Origin of the sequence: Companilactobacillus nantensis DSM 16982, from assembly GCF_001435815.1 — a bacterium.
GTDB classification, from domain to species: domain Bacteria; phylum Bacillota; class Bacilli; order Lactobacillales; family Lactobacillaceae; genus Companilactobacillus; species Companilactobacillus nantensis.
Genome location: NZ_AZFV01000011.1, coordinates 29657 through 49129, shown reverse-complemented (window position 1 = coordinate 49129; position 19473 = coordinate 29657). Strand labels below are relative to the sequence as shown.

Sequence of the window (19473 nt, the reverse complement as noted above, 5' to 3'; positions counted from 1 at the left end):
AATGTATGCACACGTTTTGCACACGTTTGTGTAAAAAATAGAGATTGTGAAATTCTGAAACGTCTCGGTCCCTTGGCCCAGTTGGATAGAGCAACTGCCTCCTAAGCAGTAGGTCCCCGGTTCGATTCCGGGAGGGATCATTTGGGTATTTTATACGTTTTAAGAAAATAGTTTGTGAAAAGGCTGGAGTCATTGAGTACCAATGACTCCAGCCTTTTTATATGCGTTATGTTACTGTTATAAATAGCCGCTGATTAGAGAGATTTTTAATAATTTTTTTCATTTGGCACACGTATATGTTTAAAGAATATCCGCTTTGATTATCAGTTGATAAATGAAGTAAGGCGGGAATTTACGAACTCAATTATGTATGCAAAACCTAATTAATCACTTAGTATCGGGTGTATTAGAATTATAAATTGTTATGTCTAAGTCACATAGTATAATATTACATTGAGTTCCTGAAAATATAAGTATAAAAATAAAAGTCATTTTTCACTGAGGAGAAAACTATGGAAACAATTAAATGTAGTGAAACATTATCAATTAGCAATCATCGAGTTTTTTCATCTGATTTAAATGAACACAATACCGTTTTTGGCGGTAGGACATTAATGATTATTGATGATAATTCGTCCATTGCCGCATCACGTGTGGCCAGAATTGAAACAGTTACAGCTTCGATTGATCAAGTTAACTTTATCTTGCCATTTGGCTTACAAGATTCAATGTGTACTGAATCATATGTATCTGGGGTGGGTAGTCGTTCAATTGAAGTCTTTACCAAAATAATCGGTGAACATTTAAAAACTGGTAAACGTTTCTTAGGATTAACTTGTTTTTCAACCTTCGTTGTAACGGATAAGAATGTTGTTTTACCAACAGCTGTACCAGATAATGATGAGGCTGAGTTTGTTTGTAGCGGGTACCATGATCGTCAAGCGGAACGATTAGCCAAGTTAATGAAACAAGAGAAGTTCAATCAAAACATCAGTTTGAAGTTTCCTTGGCAAGTTTAATGATAAAAAAGAGAATCTGAAACAAAACTATTATTGTGTTCAAACATGCAGCATAAACGTGGAACAAAACATAGCTTTTTCCGCTTAAAACAAATAGCCCAGGCAATCCCAAATCGGATTGCTTGGGCTATTTGCCTCAATGCTCGAAAGCTGACCATGTTTTGTCCCACGCTTTTCCTATTCAACATCTTCAGATTTAATATTTGTTGTTAAAATTTCATCGCGAAGAGCTAAAAATTCCGTACTTGAAAATGATTCATTCAAAATCTTATCAACTACGACTGATGTTTCCTTGAAATGTTCGATACCTGAAGTCGTCATTTTAAGACAGACGGCTTTTTGATTATCATCACTGTGATAACGTACGATTGGCTTACAGTCTTTATTCTCTAGGCGCACAGCCATTCTAGATACAGCGGCTGAACTTAATTCTAACGAATCTTTGATTTCTAGTAAGCTAGCCTTGGAATCGTACTGATCATAGAGGTAATGCATAAAACTGAATTCAACAGGTGATAAATCGTATTTAATTAAAGCTTTTTCCAACTTGATTTGAATATCATTTTCAAAATGTTTCATATTCAGCCAAGTACAGAGATTGGAATTATTATTCAAAATAATCACCCCTTATAATTGTTATTAATATTTATGTATTATGAGACTTATCTGTTGCGTGCGCAAGCAAAGATTACTGGGAATTTTCTGAGTTGAAAGTGAACGTGATAGCGCTTTTTTGCTATACTGAAATTAGAAAGCAGATGAGGGGTTATAAATGAATTTCTATTCTTACCAGTATTTAGTTGAACATAATAATGAACCAAATTTTCTTTTTATTATTGGAATTGTTATTTTAGCAGCGGCCATCTTTATTACTAGTCTGTTGTATTTTAGAAATCGATCTAACAATAAATATCGTGATTTATTGATAATTTTTGCATTTGGAATCATTTTATTTATCGGTATCAATTACAACAATTATGAACAACAGTTGGATATCAGTAATAAGACTAACCAAACATTGGAATTGATGCGCTCGGTTGCTAAAGAGAAAAAGTTATCGACCAAAAACCTTTATTCAAATAGTTCTAGCTTGACTGAAGGAATGTTAATTAAGTCAGGTAACGATATTTATCGGGTTAGTTTTGATAATAATCAGGGGAGTTATACGTTGACGCGTGCTAGTGTCATTAGTTCACAATCAATTCAATTAATTAAAAAGTAGGTGACAAAATGGTTCTGTCGTATGGAGATTTAACTTTAAAATTTATTATCGGTTTTCTTTTCATGGTCTTGCAGATTAATTTGTTTGGGCGAGGAAATATAGCTCCAACCAGTGCGATTGACCAACTACAAAACTATGTCTTAGGTGGAATCGTCGGTGGGATGATTTATAATTCTAGCATTACGATCCTACAATTTTCATTAGTTTTATTGATTTGGACAATGGTAGTGTTTGTCGCTAAATTTCTGACGAATCATAATAATTTCTTTAAGAAGGTGATTGAGGGGACTCCACAGCTGATTATTAAGAATGGAAAAATCGATGTCAACTTAGCGTTACGTAACGGCCTTTCGGCAAATGATTTGTCGTTTAAATTGCGTCAGGCTGGGGTTATGGATGTTAGAAATGTCAAACGGGCTGTTTTTGAACGTAACGGTCAATTGACGTTAGTTATGAAAAATGAGGATAGTATCAAATATCCAATTATTTTGGATGGCAAGATTGATGCTGACGAACTAAGTAATATCCATAAAGATGATGAATGGTTGGAAGCTGAACTGAAAAAACGTAATTTAGAGGTGGCTGAAGTTTATTTGGCTAATTATATTGATAATCAACTAATTATTTATACGTATTGATGTATCTTAGGTATGCCAAACTTAATTTTTAAAGTAGTGGCAACTGTATTAGAATAGAGTAGTATCAAAAATTTGGTGGTGATAACATGGCAGGTGGTTCTAAGGTGTTCTCAGTTTTCATGCTGATTTTTTATGCGATTTTATTGTACTTTGTCTTCGCTGATAAAAACATGATAGCGATGTATATGATGGGTATTGGCATGTTTGTTGAGGCTTTAGTAAATTGTATTTGTACGTTTCAATCAAAAACTAAATAGGGTGGCGATTATAAATGTCAGAATCACAAGTTTACACAGATTACTTTTTTGATGAACCAGTATTTGACTTACATGATGGTGGATATGTTCCACTAGAAAAGGCTGATGTTCCAGACCAACCTTTGAATATTCCCGCAGCTTTGCAACCAGACAAGGTTGACGGCAATGATGTTTATTACACAATTACAGCACAAGAGGGCGAAACACAAATTTTGCCTGGTGCTAAGACAAAGACGTGGGGCTACAATGCTTCAATCCTTGGAACAACAATCGTATTAAAACAAGGTGTCCACTACCATGTTCACTTAGTTAACAAATTGCCAGAAGTTACAACGTTCCACTGGCATGGTCTAAATGTTACCGGACCAATTGTTGATGGTGGTCCTCATGCTCCCGTTTATCCTGGTGGCAGTCGTGATATTGACTTCACTTTGGATCAACCAGCTCAAACAGACTGGATTCACCCACACCCATGTCCAAATACAGCCCGTCAAGTTTGGAATGGCTTAGCTGCTGCTGTTGTCGTAACAGATGATGAAGAGGCTAAATTACCATTCCCAAGAAACTACGGTGTTGATGATATTCCCGTTATTTTACAAGATAGAAGTTATCATGATAATCAACTCGACTATAAAGCTGATTATGATATGGACGGTACTTTAGGTAAGTACGCATTAGTTAATGGTACGATTAATGGTGTCTTCAATGTTACAACTCAAAGAGTTCGGTTAAGAATTTTGAATGGTTCTGATCGTCGTGAGTGGAGACTTCACTTTGATGATGAACATGAATTTACACAAATTGCTTCTGATGGTGGTACCTTGCCTGAACCAGTTAAATTTACTAAGTTGATGTTAACTTGTGCTGAACGTGCAGAAGTTATCGTTGATTTTGGTGATAAAAAACCAGGCGACGTCGTAACATTAATGACTGATGATATGCCAATTATGAAATTCAAGATTGGTGAATATCAACATGAAGATGTAGAACTTCCTGAACACCTAACAACAATCGCTGCTCCAGAAGTTACACCAGGTTTACCTGTTACAAGAACTGTTATGTCAGGAATGGATGACAAAGTTCGTCTTGATGGCAAATTGTTTGATATGCAACGAATTGACAGAAAACAAAAGATTGGCGATACAGTCCTTTGGGATGTTGTAAATACTAATGATATGGATGCCGGAATGATTCACCCATTCCATATGCATGGTTGCCAATTCCTAGTTTTGAGTCGTAACGGCAAAGCTCCATATCCAAATGAACATGGTTGGAAAGATACAGTTGGTGTCAATGCAGGTGAGACAGTTAGAATTGCTGTTAAATTCACTAAATTTGGTGTTTACATGTATCACTGTCATATTCTTGAACATGAAGATACTGGTATGATGGCTCAAATTGAAGCTTATGATCCAAATGTTAAACATGAATATCATTTGATCAGCATGGATGAAATGAATCATCCTACGAAATAGAATTTGAATCTTAAGAGAGTGGGACAAAACATGTTCAGCTTTCGAGCATTAAGGCAAATAAGAGCGGTAATCCGATTTTGGATTGCTGCTCTTATTTGGTTTAAGCGGAAAAAGCTATGTTTTGTTCCACGTTTATGCTGCATGTTTGGGGATAATAATAGTTTTGTCACAAACTCTTTTATTTGTCATCTCGAGTGATTGCTTACTCTGAAGACGACCACTTGGGATAAATCAACAAAGTATGTCATAATGCAAATATAGTTTTCTAATTAAGAGGAAAAGGAATTTTATTGTGAAGCAGGGGAATTTTAAGACACGGTTAGGTTATTTGATTTTTGCAATTGTTCTTGATGCGTTTGCGAATGCATTGATGATCAACAGTAATATGGGGAGTGCTGTTTGGACGGCCTCTGCCGTTAATATCTCGAATTCAATACATTCGTCCTATGGAACGACGTTATTCGTCTATGCTGTCATTGTGACGATTGTGAACCAATTCTTACTAGGGAAATTTGATGGACATATCTTTTTATCCAATTTATTATTCTCACTGCCATTTAGTTATTTAGTTGGTTTCTTTTCCTATATATTAGATCCGTTTCAATTAAATGCTTTGCCAGTTATTTTAAGAGTGATTGTGGACGTTTTAGGATTGATTGGGGTTTCAGTGGGGACCTCAATTTATCAACGTTGTAATTTGATACAACACCCTAATGACGAATTAGCTTATCTTTTACGTTTCAAATATTTGCACGGTTCAGCTGGCTGGGGACAATTATTCAGTTACACGCCACCAGTTATCATTATGATTATTTGTTATTTTACAACAGGCCACATTTTGTCAGTTGGAATTGGAACGATTTTGGCAATGTTTTTCCAAGGTATTATCATCGGGATGTCTGATACAATTGTGTTACCTTCGTTAAAACATCACTACTCATTTTAAGTTTTAGTAACAAACTGATTAAAAAAAGGTAAATATGAATAAATTTATAAGAGAAAGAGTTAAAATAATTTATTTATTCGCTTGCGATAGAAGTCGGTATGGTTTACTATGACTAATAGGGACTACCAGATTCAAAAACAACTGATTCCTTCCCGACGGTGAGATTAATTTCTCACTATTTTTTTGTCTTCAAACGTGGAACAAAAACTACATTTTGTTAAAAATAATAGGCCAAGCAACCCAATTCTGGATTGTTTGGCCTATTTATTTTGATTTTTATTTATTCTCTAAATCATCGAAATCATAAGTAATACCTTCAACAGTTAAACGATTGCGTCCATCATTCTTTGATTGATATAAATATTGGTCGACACGGTTAAATAAGTCGTCAAAGTCTAAATCTTTCTTTTTCAATTGGGAAACACCAAAGGAAATTGTAATATCGAGACGTTCACCATTTAAAAATAGCGGTGTGTTGACTAATGTGTTGCGCAAATCAGTAATGATTGGAATGCAGTCAGCTGTTTTTTTACCTCGGAAGACGATGATAAATTCTTCGCCACCGAATCGGAACAATTGTCCTTTAGTGTCGGTTAGAAACATTTCTCGTTCCATCGTATGAGCAACGTGTTTCAAAACTTCATCACCAGTCGAATGACCGTAGTCATCGTTAAATTACTTGAAATGGTCAATATCGAACATGGAAACCGTCAGTGGAACATCTTCATGTGAGTATGTATCATAAATTTCCGGTGCTGTTTTATCTAAATTAGCACGGTTTCTGACACCAGTTAATTCATCGTAGTTAACTTTAACCTGCAGATCATTGTAATTGAGCATCGTATCTTGCAACTTACGAGCACAGAAACGAATAATTGACATGTAAATTAAGAAAACAATTAACATATTTATGATTTCGTATGCAGGGAAGCTATGGTCAGTCCATAACAAGACCCACCAGGCGAGACCGAAGAGTGTTTGCATACCGAGATATTTCCACTCATTACTTTGTAGACGTTCGGTTTGATTATAAATGTATAAAATAATCGCAATTAATACTAGATAGGAAATTAGAAACAAAGGTAAATTTTTATTATCAATTCGTTTGAAAATCATTGCTTGATAGTAGAGCAGTGGCATTAATAAATTGATCAATAAAGTGATTTTGTTACGAATTAAGTACATACAGTACAGCAGGATCGTCAATTGAGCATTGGCATAGAGCCAGCCATTATTAATGGTCCCTCTGTTGAGAATGTAGAAAATCTTTTCGAGCATAATCATACTTAAAGCTATGACTAAGCCCTCCAGAACATGGACAAAAACTCTGTTAAGCAGTGGTGAAGAGTTACTGATTCGTCTCTCCAATGAATAAGCAATAACCGTGATGATTGTAATCAAACCGATTGTTACTAGAGTAATGATTGCTGAATTGGTATTTAGATAATTTTCGGTAATTTTTTCTAAACTATTGTTTGGCAAATTAAACCCTCAATTATTTTTTATTTTTTTATAACACTTTTTGTTAATTATATATGCCGACTCCAGGAACAAGAACTTTAGGTCGCTATGGGGACCGAGTCGAGCCAAGGTCTCGCTTCTCGATTTTGAACCTCGCAAAGTACACGAGTTTCAAAACTCGTCCCGTGGTGTAAGCTTAAAGCACTAACGCCACCTTAACAGCGACCTAAATTCTTGTTCCTTCCGTCTAGTTTATTCGTTGCTTTTGTTAGAGTAACAAGATTTATAGGCTATTTCGAGATTTTGAAGACGGCCAACAAACTCTACGCGTTAAGTAAGTGTTTTTAGATGAATTTTGACAACAACTAATTTTAATTATAACTGATATCTAACGTTTTTTAAAATGACATTAGGATAATTATGAACGAAATAATAAAAAATATTTTTTATTATTTAACCACTTAAATACTATACGCCTATTCATTTATAAAAATATAGGGTTATAATTGATACTAATAGTGCTGTTTTTTTTATTTTATTGCTAAAAAATCAGATTATAGTTTAAGCAAATTATGAAATATGGGGTGTTTTTTATGAAGGTTATTGTTGTAGGTTGCACACATGCTGGTACGGCAGCAGTGGAACAGATTTTGCAAGATCATCCAGATACGGAAATTACGGTATATGAACGTGATGACAATATCTCATTCCTATCATGTGGGATTGCGCTTTATTTGGGAAGAAAAGTAAAGCATCTTGAAGATATGTTTTACGCTAGTCCTAAAGATTTGGAAAAACTGGGTGCTAAAGTTCACATGAAGTACGATGTTTTAAAAATTGACTCGAACAAAAAGACAGTTATGTGTGAAAACATGAAGACACATGAAATAGTTAATGATTCATATGACAAACTAATCATGACTACTGGTTCAACGGTGGCTGTTCCACCAATTATGGGGATTTCAGATACACGTATTTTAATGTGCAAGAGTTATGCCCAAGCACAAGCCATTTATGAAACAGCTAAGGAACACAAGCATATCACAATCGTTGGTGGTGGATACATTGGTGTCGAATTAGCTGAAAGTTATGCTAATACTGACCATAAAGTAACGTTGATTCAATCACGTGACCAAGTTTTGAATAACTATATTGATAAAGATACTTCAGAGAATGTTACTGACTTGTTAAAAGAGCATGGTGTTGATGTGTTCTTGAATGAACGAGTAACTGGCTTTGATCGTGATGATGATGACAATGTTTTGATTGAAACTAACCAAGGCGACCATCACGCTGATTTAGTTATCGTATGTACAGGTTTTGTTGCCAATACAGAACTCTTACGTGGTCAGGTTGATATGGATCGTCACAGTGCAATCATTATTAATGAATACACACAAACATCTAATCCTGATATTTACGCTGCAGGGGATGCATGTACTGTTAACTTCAATCCAACTAATAAACCAGCTTATATGCCTTTAGCAACGAATGCGATTCGTCAAGGTGCATTAGCTGGAATCAATATCTTTGGCAATATTCAAAAGTATATGGGAACACAAGCAACTTCAGGGATGGAGCCATTTGGCAATACGCTCGCTTCAACAGGTCTAACGTTACGTCATGCTTTGAAAGATGGTATTAATGCAGATTCTGTTACTTATCACGACTATTACCGCCCTGATTATATGCCTACCACTGAGATGTTGACGATTAAGTTAATTTACAATAAGGATAATCACCTTATCTTAGGTGCACAGTTCTTCAGTAAACATGAAGTAGCTCAATCAGCCAATACAATTTCAGTATGTATTCAAAATAAAAATACGATTGATGATTTAGCCTTTATGGATATGTTGTTCCAACCAAATTACGATAATCCATTTAATTATTTAAACTTAGTTGCGCAACAAGCTGTGGCTAAGGAACGTAGTGAGAAGAAAATTAAGAATAGCTAATTGATACAATAAGATACAAAAAAACGAATCTGGGACAAAGCTATTATTGTTTTTAAATATGCAGCATAAACGTGGAACAAAACATAGCTTTTTCCGCTTAAAACAAATAACCCAAGCAATCCAAAATCGGATTACTTGGGTTATTTGCCTTAATGCTCGAAAGCTGACCATGTTTTGTCCCACTCTCGTGCCTTATAATTACGAAAATATTAATTAGAACTTATTATCATCTGGTTTTAATTTCAAAAGGCGAGGTTTGCCATAATAATAACCTTGTCTAAGGTCGATACCCAATGAGTCAGCAAGAACATCGTCGTGGTCATCTTCAATACCTTCCAAAATAAAACGTAGATTGTGTTCGCGACAAAAGTCACGCCAAAAAATAACCTTATCCTCGATATTTGGATCACGTAACTTTTCGCCAAAGTTTTGGATAGCAAACTTAATTTCTGAGGCTAAAGGTACTAGGTCTTGGATTTGATCAAGTTGATTAACGCCGGTACCACAGTCATCGAGACTGAAATCCATACCGTAGTTAATAAAATCTTTAATCAATGGAATCAATTCTGAATTAGGCCAATCTTTGTCAGGAGTGTCTTCAGTTAATTCAACGACCAAGTGTAATGGGCGCAAAATGCTCTGTGCTTCAATGATAGCATCGCGGACTTCTTTATCCATTAGTTGATTACGATTGATATTAACAGAGACAGAACCGATTTTTAAAGATAACAATTTAGTTGTAGCAATCAGAAGTGAAGCCATTGTATGTGAAGGCACATCTGAAAAGTTAGCGGGCGGACGCCAACCTTCAGGAGTCTTTTTTTTCATCAACAATTCATAGCCGATTAAGGAATTGTTGACCTTATCTAATTGGGGCTGAATAAAAAATCTATACATAAATAAGCTCCTTTATAACGTTCCTTAAAATATCCCAAAAATGACTGAATAATACTATGGGTAATACTACTACAAGTTAAGTTTCATGTCATGATGGAGAATTCCGACTTCGGTATATTGTTCACCAATCACTTTAAAACCAAGATTTTTGTAGAAAGCTTGAGCGTGATCCTGAGCACCTAAAATAGCGTAGGCATAGTCATGATCACGAGCGTATTGAACGATAGTCTTAATTAACTCCGAACCTAGATGTTGTTGTCGAAAGTCACTTAAAACAGCTACACGTTGAATATGAACACCATTATCAGCTGTAGGAGAGAACCGAGCAGTAGCAACAACTTGTCCATCAAGGTAAATATTAAAGTAAGTACATAAATCTTCATCGGCATCGATTTCTAAATTTTGTGGAACTTGTTGTTCTTTAACAAAGACAGCCTTTCTAATTTTGAGACTATCTTGATAAATATCGTTATTGATACCACGACTGTGTTTAATTTCTTTCATAAAAAACTCCATTTTAACCATCATTTAAAAAAGTCAATACAAACTAATTATATTACAAATTTCACAGAAAAAAAGTTCGATAAATGATATAAAAATTTACATATTCTTGAAATTGAAATAACGGGGTGATTGATATAATTTAACTAGGTGTTGTGTTATGCTGTAAAGAATGGAAACTAGTATAGAATGGTACTATAGAGGAGGAACCGACTGGTGAAAGTTATTGTTGTCGGATGTACACATGCTGGAACAGCTGCAGTGGAACAAATTTTACAAAAACATCCTGAAACAGATGTAACTGTTTACGAGCGTGAAGATAATATCGCGTTTTTGTCATGTGGAATTGCTTTATACTTAGGAAGAATTGTTAATAACCTTGAGGACATGTTTTATGCTGATCCTACCACACTTGAGGGATACGGCGCTAAAGTCCACATGAAGCATAATGTACTAAAAATTGATTCAAAAAATAAAAAAATTATTGTGCAAGATTTACAGACACAAGAAATTACTGAAGATACTTATGATAAGTTGATTATGTCAACTGGATCAGAAGTTGGAATTCCACCAATTGGTGGGATGGACAATCCTCGAGTTCTTTTGTGTAAGAGTTATGCACAAGCTAAAAAAATCTATGAATCAGCTTTAAATTACCCAAGTATCGCAATTGTCGGTGCAGGTTATGTTGGAGTTGAGTTGGCTGAAAGTTATGCCAATACAGTCCACGAAGTAACGTTGATTCAATCACGTGAACAAATTTTAAATAATTATGTTGATGATGGTTTGTCAGAAACAATCATTGAAAAGTTAAAGGAACATGATGTTAAAGTTCGTTTAGGTGAACGTGTTGCTGAAATTGTTGATGGTGACCAATTAACTATCAAGACAAAGGCTGGAAATGCCTATAAGGCCGACTTAGTAATTGTCTGTACTGGTTTCTTTGCCAATACTGACTTATTACGTGGTCAAGTCCAAATGGACGGCTATGGTGCTTTATTAGTTAACGATTATATGCAAACATCTGACCCTGATATTTACGGCGCCGGTGATTCTTGTGTCGTTAAGTTTAATCCAACTGGTGAAATCAAATATATTCCACTAGCTACCCAAGCTGTTCGTCAGGGTACTTTGGCTGGTATCAATGTCTTTGGTGACATTCGCAAGTATATGGGTACACAGGCCACAACAGGTATGGAAATCTTTGGCTATACTTTGGCTGAGACTGGCTTAACACTGAAGAAAGCTTTGGCTAGCGGGATGAACGCCGATATGGTTGTCTACCACGACTACTATCGTCCAACATACATGCCAACAACTGATATGTTAACGATTTACCTTATTTACGATAAGGACACTAGACGAGTACTTGGAGCACAATTGTTCAGTAAGCATGAAGTTGCTCAGTCAGCAAATGCTATCTCAATTTGTATTCAAAATAATAACACAATCGACGATTTAGCTTATGTTGATATGTTGTTCCAACCAAATTACGACAATCCATTCAATTATCTTAACTTAGTTGCTCAACAAGCAATTGCTAAAGAAGACGGCGAATAATTAATTAAGCACAAACAAAAAGACCAACAGGCGGGGAACCTGTTGATCTTTTTTTATATGGTTGATTTTGGATAGAGGCAAGAAATTAATTTTTCGTCATTGAATGATGGGGTATCCAATGAATCGGGGAGATTATTATGGTCCGTTGTATTTTTTGGGCAAATTTAAGAAATGAGTTTTCCCCTCTATCGCATTGTAATTGGGAGTTACAAAAAATCAACTAAGTATCTAGAATAAGCATCTAGTCATAGAATTATATAAAATGATTCATTTCTATACGGGAGGCAGATAGGCTTTGAAAACTCATCCTAGATGTTAACAAAGTTGCTATTTTAGCCCCTCCTTTCTCTATGTTAGCGCTTTCTTTATTGGTACAAACATAGTATAGCAAGTTTTTGTAAATTTCACAATATAAAAGGCTGAAAAGTTTTAAGGAAAATAGTTATAAAGTCTTTACTATAACTGATATTGTAGAATACGTGCTTTTATAATTTATTTTTATTTATTTGAAAATTTTTCACAATCGAAATATTGATTATGCCTAATTAGTGTAAGGGGGAGCGCCTCCGGACGCGAGCTATTCTATATGCTGTGGGACCGGTTCGAGCCAAGGTCTCGAACCTCGATTTTGAGCTTTGCAAAGTACGCAAATCTCAAAATACGTCCGTGGAGTAAGAACGGAAAACCACCGTCCTAACTCCACCTTCACTGCATATAGAATAACTCGCGTCCTCCGGCTAACGGGGTAGATGGATATATTTTAGAAAATCCAAAAATCGGGGGGATAAAAGATAGCTCTAAAGTATTAGAAACAAAATTACATGTTATTAGAGAATTCAGATAAGCTAAGCGATTATTTATAAAAAATGAACTAGTCGGAAGAATCGAGAAAGCTTGAGTGGCAGTGAAAGTGGCGTTATGGCTTTAGCCATTACACCACCGGGCGTGTTTGGAGACTCGCGTATTTTGCGAGGCTTCAAACCGAGACCTGAGACCTTGGCTCAGGTCGGTCCGCACTGCCAGTCAAGCTTTTCTCGATTCTGGAGACGGTATTTAGAAAAAAGGGTACAAAAAAAGACAGAAACCGAAGTTTCTGTCTTTTTAATTATCAAAAATTACTTGATTGAAGGTGTACCGAACCATTCGATACGTTCTTTAGTTGTATCTGTAATAGCCTTTGTACCAGGTGCAAGTAACTTACGAGGATCGTAACCCTTACCATCGATATCTTGATCGTGGCCAGCTTCGATATATTCGCGAGTTGCTTTAGCAAATGACAATTGTAATTCAGTATTAACGTTAACCTTTGAAATACCCATTGAGATAGCCTTAACGATTTGTTCCTTAGGGATACCTGAACCACCGTGAAGAACAAGTGGTGTTGAGATTTCAGCAGCTAATTCTTGTAGACGGTCAAAGCTCAAACCTTTCCAGTTGTCAGGGTAAACACCGTGAATGTTACCAATACCAACAGCAAGGTAGTCAACGCCAGTAGCAGCAAGTGTCTTAGCTTCTTCAACATCAGCTAATTCACCAAGACCAGTAATACCATCTTCAGTACCACCGATTGAACCAACTTCAGCTTCAACAGACATACCCTTAGCATGTGCTAATTTAACGATTTCCTTTGTCTTTTCAAGGTTTTCGTCAAATGGAAGGTCGTGACCATCGAACATAACTGAGTTGTAACCAACTTCGATACATTCTTTGGCAGCTTCGTAGTTACCGTGATCCAAGTGCATTACAACTGGAACTGTAATACCCATTGATTTGATTGTGTCTTGTACAAGGTGTAGACATAGTTCGTAACCACCCATATACTTAGCAGCACCCATTGATGTTTGAACCAAGATAGGTGTATTTGTTTCTTGGGCAGCAGCTAAAATGCCACGAGTCCATTCCAAGTCGTTGATGTTAAATGCACCAACAGCATATTTGCCTTTACGGGCGTTGTTGAAAATTTCGTTACCGTTTGTTAAAACCATCGATAATCCTCCAAAAATTTCATTCATTATTTGAATACATTAGTAATTTTAACTCAAAGTGGCTAAAATTAATACATCTTTTAACAAAGTATTTCAGTAAACGCTTTATCTGAAATGAAAATACATGTAAAAGACTAATAGGTAAAGGATTATTAAAACTATTAGAATATTCCACCAATATTTCTTAGAATCGGATTTTATTAGCGTATTATAAATCGCTAAAACCGCAAAAAAGGCGACGAGCGTAGTTAAAATGCTGAGAATTACTAAAACTGTTAAATTTATCATGTTGTTTTACCTATATTTTTTCATGAAATAAAAGAAAGCGTATCTACCTATTAAAATAATACTATAACTTACGTATGGTACTAGTTAATCTTTTAACTACTATGATATGACTATCAGGCAATTGATATCTTTGATATACTGGAACTAATTTATTGAGGTGATAATTTTGGATAAAATTAAAGTTATGACTGTTTTTGGGACAAGACCAGAAGCAATTAAAATGGCACCGCTAGTTTTGAAATTGAAGCAAAATAGTGATCGTTTTGAAACGGTGACGGTTGTTACTGCTCAACATCGTGAAATGTTGGATTCTGTTTTGGAAATCTTCAATATTAAACCAGATTATGATTTGAATATTATGAAGGAACGACAAACACTTAGTGGTATCACTGGTTTGGTACTTAAAGAACTGGACAGTATTATTGAAAAAGAAAAGCCTGATGTTGTCTTAGTCCATGGTGACACGACGACAACATTTAGTGCTGCCTTATCAGCTTTCTACCACCAAACAGCAATTGGACACGTTGAAGCTGGTTTGAGAACTTGGAATAAATATTCACCATGGCCAGAAGAGATGAACCGTCAAATGACTGACGATTTAACTGATATTTATTTTGCTCCAACAACAGAAAGTAAAGCTAACTTGTTGAAGGAAAACCATAAAAAGGACCACATCTTCGTTACTGGTAATACAGCGATTGATGCTTTAAGAAGCACCGTTCACAAAGATTATCATCACGATGTTATGGATGTAATCGATCCTGATAAAAAGATGATTTTAATTACCATGCACCGTCGTGAAAACCAAGGCGAACCAATGAAGCAAGTCTTCAAGGCAATGAAGAAAGTTGTTGAAAAACATGATGACATTGAATTAGTTTATCCAGTTCACTTGAATCCAGTTGTTCAACAAACAGCTAAGGAAATCCTTGGCGATGTTGACCGTGTACACTTGATTGAACCTTTGGATGTAGTCGATTTTCATAATCTTGCATCAAGAAGTTACTTCATCATGACCGATTCTGGTGGTGTTCAAGAAGAAGCCCCATCATTAGGTAAACCAGTTCTAGTTTTGCGTGATACAACTGAACGTCCAGAAGGTGTCACTGCTGGAACATTGAAACTAGTTGGTACAGATGCCGATGTTGTTGAAAAGGAAATGACACGTTTGATTGTGGATAAAGCTGAATATGATCGTATGGCAAATGCCAAGAATCCATATGGTGATGGTAAAGCATCAGATAGAATTCTTGATTCACTAAGCTATTACTTCAAACAAACAACTGAAAGACCAAATGAGTTTGAATAAAATTTCAAAGATGATTTCTCACAATTGAGAAGTTGTCTTTTTTCTTTAAAAAATGCCGCCTCTGGTAGCAAGAAATTTTTGGCTGCTGTGGGGACCGCCCGGAGCCAAGGTCTCCGAGCTCGATTTTGAACTTCGCAAAGTACGCGAATTTCAAAACTCGTCCCGTGGTGTAAGAGCTAAAGCTCCAACGCCACCTGCACTGCTGCCAAAATTACTTGCTACTAGAGGCTAGGTTATTAATCATTTTTATGTGTTATAAATGTAAAAAACATTAGGTTATCATGACTTATTTTTTTAATACATTGTAATTAGAGATTGTTCTTCTGAACCTAATTAAATAGATTACTTTACATAGAAAAACTAGTCGGAAGAGTGGAGAAAATATTAACAGGCAGTGAAAGTAGCGTTATGGTTTTAGCCATTACACTACCGGGCGTGTTTGGAGACTTGCTTGCAAGGCTTCAAACCGAGACTCGAGACCTTGGCTCGAGTCGGTCCGCACAGCCAGTTAATATTTTCTCCACTCTGGAGACGGAATATTTGAATAAATCAAAAAAGAAGCCGCAATGAAAACTAAATTTCATCGCGACTTCTTTTTGATTTTAAATTTTTAAATCTTTCGATCAACTGACGATTGTTGTAATTAAAAATAAGTTTCGAAGAGAAATAATTGAATAATCCAACAATTAACTGATCGATTGCTTTAATGATCAAATTATTCCAAGGGAAAATGAAAACTGCTACAATCATAAAAATATCATCAAAAATTAGTGAGAAAATTCTGGAAACTAAGAAGACGATACCTTCATGGAAAAGCTTTTTTAAACTTTCCATCTCAGATTTAAAAACATACAGCTTGGTAACAAAGAATGAAAAGAAATTAGAAATGAACCAAGCAACGGTATTAGCAATCCACAAGGGAATGTGGAAATAATTGTGTGAAAGATCAAAGATTCCGATATTTATTAGCGATGCTAAGAAACCAAAGAAGCAATACACCCAAAAATTACGATATTTTTTAATAAAATCCATGGTTAAAGATCCATTTCCTGTGCCTTTTTATAAATTATTTCTGCGAAGTGGTCGAGGTTGTCGATATCATCTTGTTCAGGGTCCAATTCAACTCGAACAGGGTCGGCACCTTTAGTTGCACCTACTTCTTCAAAGACTTTGGCAAATTCATCAACAGCACGACAAAAATCCTCATAAAAAGTATCACCAGAGCCACAAACTCCGTAAACTTTTCCACTCAAATTCAAGTCTTGCATGTCATCGTAAAAATCTAGTGCTTCATCGGGTACGATTCCTTGGTCATAAGTATAACTAGCAATCACACAAATATCGGTATCTTCAAAGTCGGCTGCATCAGTTTGAGAAACTTCACTCATATCGACATCGCAACCTAATTCTTCAAATTTTTCTGTTAAAACATATGCGATATCTTCGTCGTTACCAGTAATGCTGGCGTAGACGATTTTTACTTTTGTCATATTAAATAAACGCCTCATTTTCACGTATCTTGAGTAATTATAGCAAAAATTGATATTGGGTTGGTCGAAAGTTTCAAAATAAATTGGTGTTTTGGATGCCGTCTCCAGGAACAAGAAATTTAGGTCGCTATGGGGACCGAGTCGAGCCAAGGTCTCGCCTCTCGATTTTGAACCTCGCAAGATACGCGAGTTTCAAAACTCGTCCCGTGGTGTAAGAGCTAAAGCTCTAACACCACCTTCAGTGCGCCCGGCATGGGCGTTAACTTGATGGTGAAAGTCCATCATGAGCCGTAGTAGTCGGAATCATTAGCCAAGGGCAAGGGTGTCCATCGTGAGGTGGAATCTGAAGGAAGCCCAATGAGCAAAATACTGCACCGATGTACAAGAAATAGCTATAAGGCCGAACTTGATGGATAAGGCCGCTGAGCAGGCTGAAGTCCAATACTACTCGAAATCAATACGGTAGAGCTATCGGTGATATGGTACGAAAGTTAACGTTCTTACCCGGGGAGGCCTGTATCGCATGACCCGTCTGGGAATACCCAAAGGAAAAGCGAGCTCAAGCGTGTCAGCGATGATACGTTGAGTGATACAGGAATCAGCAGAGGTCATAGTAGTGGCGGAGCCACGAAGGACCGAATGATAATAATTCAGAAGTAATATTGGAGATGGAAATTGTGCGACAATCGCAGAAAACAGAACAAGCTGACCGCCAGCGACAAATAGGTCTGGAAGACCGAGAACAAACTGGGGCGCGTAGTATGATTTCTGGTGAGAATACACTACTGAATGGCATTGAGTTTCAAGAAAGAGTGTTGTCGCGGAAAAACCTCAATCGAGCTTATCTTAGGGTCGTTGGGAATCATGGTGCTCCCGGAATCGACGATATGACGGTAGACGAACTACTTCCATATCTGAAAGAGCACAAAGAAGAGCTACTCCGTAAATTGGTAAGTGGTGAATATAAGCCTAAGCCAGTAAGAAGGGTAGAAATTCCTAAGCCAAATGGTGGCATGCGAAAGCTTGGCATACCAACTGTTACCGACCGGCTAGTACAGCAGGCGGTCACGCAAGTAATGAGCCCTATATTTGAAGAGGTCTTCTCAGACAACAGTTTTGGATTCAGACCTAATCGAAGTGCACATGATGCAGTAATGCGGTGTGTGAAATTATATAATCAAGGCTATCACTATGTGATAGACCTTGATTTGAAAGCTTACTTTGATACGGTCAACCATGATATGTTAATCAAGTTCCTTGAGCAGCAGGTCACTGACCGCTGGCTTCTTCGGATAATCCGGAGATTCCTAACCAGTGGAACAATGAACGGAAAAATGTTTGAACGAAGCGAGAAAGGTACGCCGCAAGGCGGACCAATTTCGCCGTTACTAGCAAATATATACCTCAATGAACTTGATAAGGAGCTAACCAGACGAGGTCACCAGTTTGTGAGATATGCGGATGATTGTAATATTTTCGTCAAGTCGCAGAGAGCTGGAGAACGTGTGCTGAAGAGTATCACTAAATTTCTTGAGAAAAAGCTGAAACTAACTGTCAATCAAGAAAAGACCAAAGTAGTACCCACCCTAAGAATGAAATTCTTAGGATTTACACTTGGAGTGAATAAAAATGGTGCATATCCATATCCGGCGAGGCAAGTTAAAGAGCGAGTAATCCAAGCACTGAGGAAGATTACTAAGCGTAGTCGAGGCGTCTCGCTGGAGAAGGTACTCAACGAAATACGTATAAAAATGCGTGGTTGGTTACAATATTATGGCGTGGGTAGAATGAAAGATTTCACCTTTCAGTTAGATAAATGGTTACGTTCACGTATTCGACAATTCATCTGGAAACGATGGAAGAAAGTGCGAACGAGACAAAAGAACCTTAAACGTCTGGGAATGGAAGACAGAGAGGCTCATACATTTGCCTGTACCCGAAAGGGCGCATGGCGAACGGCTCATAACCAAGCCTTGTCGTATACTCTAACTAACAAAGTGCTGGAAGCCAAAGGACTAATTAATCTATCCAAGACGCTCATTAAGATTCAAAATGCTTAAATTATCAAACCGCCGTATACGGATCCGTACGTACGGTGGTGTGAGAGGTCTGTAATTGAATTAATCAATTACCTCCTACTCGATCAGCGACCTAAATTCTTGTTCCTTCCGACTAGTTTATTCTTTATTTTAAATCCTTCATTTTTAGTTAAGAATATGATTCCAATTTAAGTAACATCATGTGTTACCGATATTTGACTTTTTATTAAATTACTTTGAAATAAAAAAATAGCTGATATATCTCAAACTTCAAAAAAACAAACTAGCTTCCGAGGCAAACGAAATAGCCAGCAGTGACGGTGTTGTTAGTGATTCAGCACTTACAACAAAGAACGTATTTTGAGACTTGCGATTTATGCAAGATTCAAAATCGAGTCTGGAGACCGCTCTATGGCTCCAGACGGTCC

17 protein-coding genes, 1 tRNA gene and 1 pseudogene are annotated in these 19473 nt (G+C 36.5%); 11 read left to right on the top strand and 8 right to left on the bottom strand.

Features of this window, described 5'->3' with window-relative positions; genetic code table 11:
* Nucleotides 1-66: 66 nt before the first annotated feature.
* Nucleotides 67-140: transfer RNA gene (locus FD31_RS06205), tRNA-Arg, on the top strand.
* Nucleotides 141-512: 372 nt separating this feature from the next.
* Complete coding sequence (locus tag FD31_RS06200) at nucleotides 513-1019, top strand: acyl-CoA thioesterase (RefSeq protein WP_057891905.1); 507 nt, start codon at nucleotides 513-515, stop codon at nucleotides 1017-1019.
* A gap of 177 nt (nucleotides 1020-1196) precedes the next feature.
* On the opposite strand, the gene FD31_RS06195 is transcribed toward FD31_RS06200, so the two are convergent.
* Nucleotides 1197-1634: a helix-turn-helix domain-containing protein gene (locus FD31_RS06195; RefSeq protein ID WP_057891904.1), complete on the bottom strand. Its 438-nt coding sequence runs from the start codon at nucleotides 1632-1634 to the stop codon at nucleotides 1197-1199.
* A 157-nt stretch (nucleotides 1635-1791) separates the two neighbouring features.
* Between FD31_RS06195 and FD31_RS06190 the strand changes: the two genes are divergently transcribed.
* From FD31_RS06190 to FD31_RS06175, 5 genes are all read left to right on the top strand, one after another.
* Nucleotides 1792-2241, top strand: a complete 450-nt coding sequence (locus FD31_RS06190; RefSeq protein WP_057891903.1) for a DUF3290 domain-containing protein — start codon at nucleotides 1792-1794, stop codon at nucleotides 2239-2241.
* Nucleotides 2242-2249: 8 nt separating this feature from the next.
* A complete protein-coding gene (locus FD31_RS06185) occupies nucleotides 2250-2879 on the top strand; it encodes a DUF421 domain-containing protein (protein ID WP_057891902.1) in 630 nt (209 codons plus the stop codon).
* 86 nt (nucleotides 2880-2965) lie between these two features.
* Nucleotides 2966-3136 carry a hypothetical protein gene (locus tag FD31_RS14280; RefSeq protein WP_164480487.1) on the top strand — a complete coding sequence of 57 codons (171 nt, stop codon included), beginning with the start codon at nucleotides 2966-2968 and terminating at the stop codon, nucleotides 3134-3136.
* Nucleotides 3137-3150: 14 nt separating this feature from the next.
* Nucleotides 3151-4611 carry a multicopper oxidase family protein gene (locus FD31_RS06180; protein ID WP_057891901.1) on the top strand — a complete coding sequence of 487 codons (1461 nt, stop codon included), beginning with the start codon at nucleotides 3151-3153 and terminating at the stop codon, nucleotides 4609-4611.
* A 289-nt stretch (nucleotides 4612-4900) separates the two neighbouring features.
* On the top strand, nucleotides 4901-5557 hold the full coding sequence (locus tag FD31_RS06175) for a YczE/YyaS/YitT family protein (RefSeq protein WP_057891900.1): 657 nt from the start codon (nucleotides 4901-4903) through the stop codon (nucleotides 5555-5557).
* A gap of 276 nt (nucleotides 5558-5833) precedes the next feature.
* Here the strand turns inward: FD31_RS06175 and FD31_RS06170 are convergent.
* Together FD31_RS06170 and FD31_RS06165 are read right to left on the bottom strand one after the other, a co-directional pair.
* A pseudogene (locus FD31_RS06170) lies at nucleotides 5834-6220 on the bottom strand (GGDEF domain-containing protein); the annotation flags it as partial.
* A 12-nt stretch (nucleotides 6221-6232) separates the two neighbouring features.
* Complete coding sequence (locus FD31_RS06165; RefSeq protein ID WP_057891898.1) at nucleotides 6233-7039, bottom strand: hypothetical protein; 807 nt, start codon at nucleotides 7037-7039, stop codon at nucleotides 6233-6235.
* Between the two features lie 572 nt (nucleotides 7040-7611).
* Here FD31_RS06165 and FD31_RS06160 point away from each other — a divergent pair.
* Nucleotides 7612-8976 (top strand): FAD-dependent oxidoreductase, encoded by a 1365-nt coding sequence (locus FD31_RS06160; protein WP_057891897.1) that lies wholly within the window; start codon nucleotides 7612-7614, stop codon nucleotides 8974-8976.
* Between the two features lie 213 nt (nucleotides 8977-9189).
* On the opposite strand, the gene FD31_RS06155 is transcribed toward FD31_RS06160, so the two are convergent.
* Both FD31_RS06155 and FD31_RS06150 read right to left on the bottom strand, forming a co-directional pair.
* The gene (locus FD31_RS06155; RefSeq protein ID WP_057891896.1) at nucleotides 9190-9873 is read right to left on the bottom strand and encodes an EAL domain-containing protein; all 684 of its coding nucleotides are present in this window, start codon (nucleotides 9871-9873) and stop codon (nucleotides 9190-9192) included.
* A 69-nt stretch (nucleotides 9874-9942) separates the two neighbouring features.
* The gene (locus FD31_RS06150; RefSeq protein WP_057891895.1) at nucleotides 9943-10377 is read right to left on the bottom strand and encodes a GNAT family N-acetyltransferase; all 435 of its coding nucleotides are present in this window, start codon (nucleotides 10375-10377) and stop codon (nucleotides 9943-9945) included.
* A gap of 213 nt (nucleotides 10378-10590) precedes the next feature.
* Here FD31_RS06150 and FD31_RS06145 point away from each other — a divergent pair, with 213 nt between their 5' ends.
* On the top strand, nucleotides 10591-11934 hold the full coding sequence (locus FD31_RS06145; protein ID WP_057891894.1) for an FAD-dependent oxidoreductase: 1344 nt from the start codon (nucleotides 10591-10593) through the stop codon (nucleotides 11932-11934).
* 1115 nt (nucleotides 11935-13049) lie between these two features.
* Here the strand turns inward: FD31_RS06145 and fba are convergent.
* Complete coding sequence (gene fba, locus FD31_RS06140; RefSeq protein WP_057891893.1) at nucleotides 13050-13919, bottom strand: class II fructose-1,6-bisphosphate aldolase; 870 nt, start codon at nucleotides 13917-13919, stop codon at nucleotides 13050-13052.
* A 454-nt stretch (nucleotides 13920-14373) separates the two neighbouring features.
* Here fba and wecB point away from each other — a divergent pair, with 454 nt between their 5' ends.
* Complete coding sequence (wecB, locus tag FD31_RS06135; protein WP_057891892.1) at nucleotides 14374-15516, top strand: non-hydrolyzing UDP-N-acetylglucosamine 2-epimerase; 1143 nt, start codon at nucleotides 14374-14376, stop codon at nucleotides 15514-15516.
* Nucleotides 15517-16089: 573 nt separating this feature from the next.
* Here the strand turns inward: wecB and FD31_RS06125 are convergent.
* Nucleotides 16090-16548 carry a GtrA family protein gene (locus tag FD31_RS06125; protein WP_057891890.1) on the bottom strand — a complete coding sequence of 153 codons (459 nt, stop codon included), beginning with the start codon at nucleotides 16546-16548 and terminating at the stop codon, nucleotides 16090-16092.
* Nucleotides 16549-16550: 2 nt separating this feature from the next.
* A complete protein-coding gene (locus FD31_RS06120; protein ID WP_057891889.1) occupies nucleotides 16551-17006 on the bottom strand; it encodes a flavodoxin in 456 nt (151 codons plus the stop codon).
* Between the two features lie 677 nt (nucleotides 17007-17683).
* Between FD31_RS06120 and ltrA the strand changes: the two genes are divergently transcribed.
* On the top strand, nucleotides 17684-19066 hold the full coding sequence (ltrA, locus tag FD31_RS06115; protein ID WP_057891888.1) for a group II intron reverse transcriptase/maturase: 1383 nt from the start codon (nucleotides 17684-17686) through the stop codon (nucleotides 19064-19066).
* The last annotated feature ends 407 nt before the right edge of the window (nucleotides 19067-19473 follow it).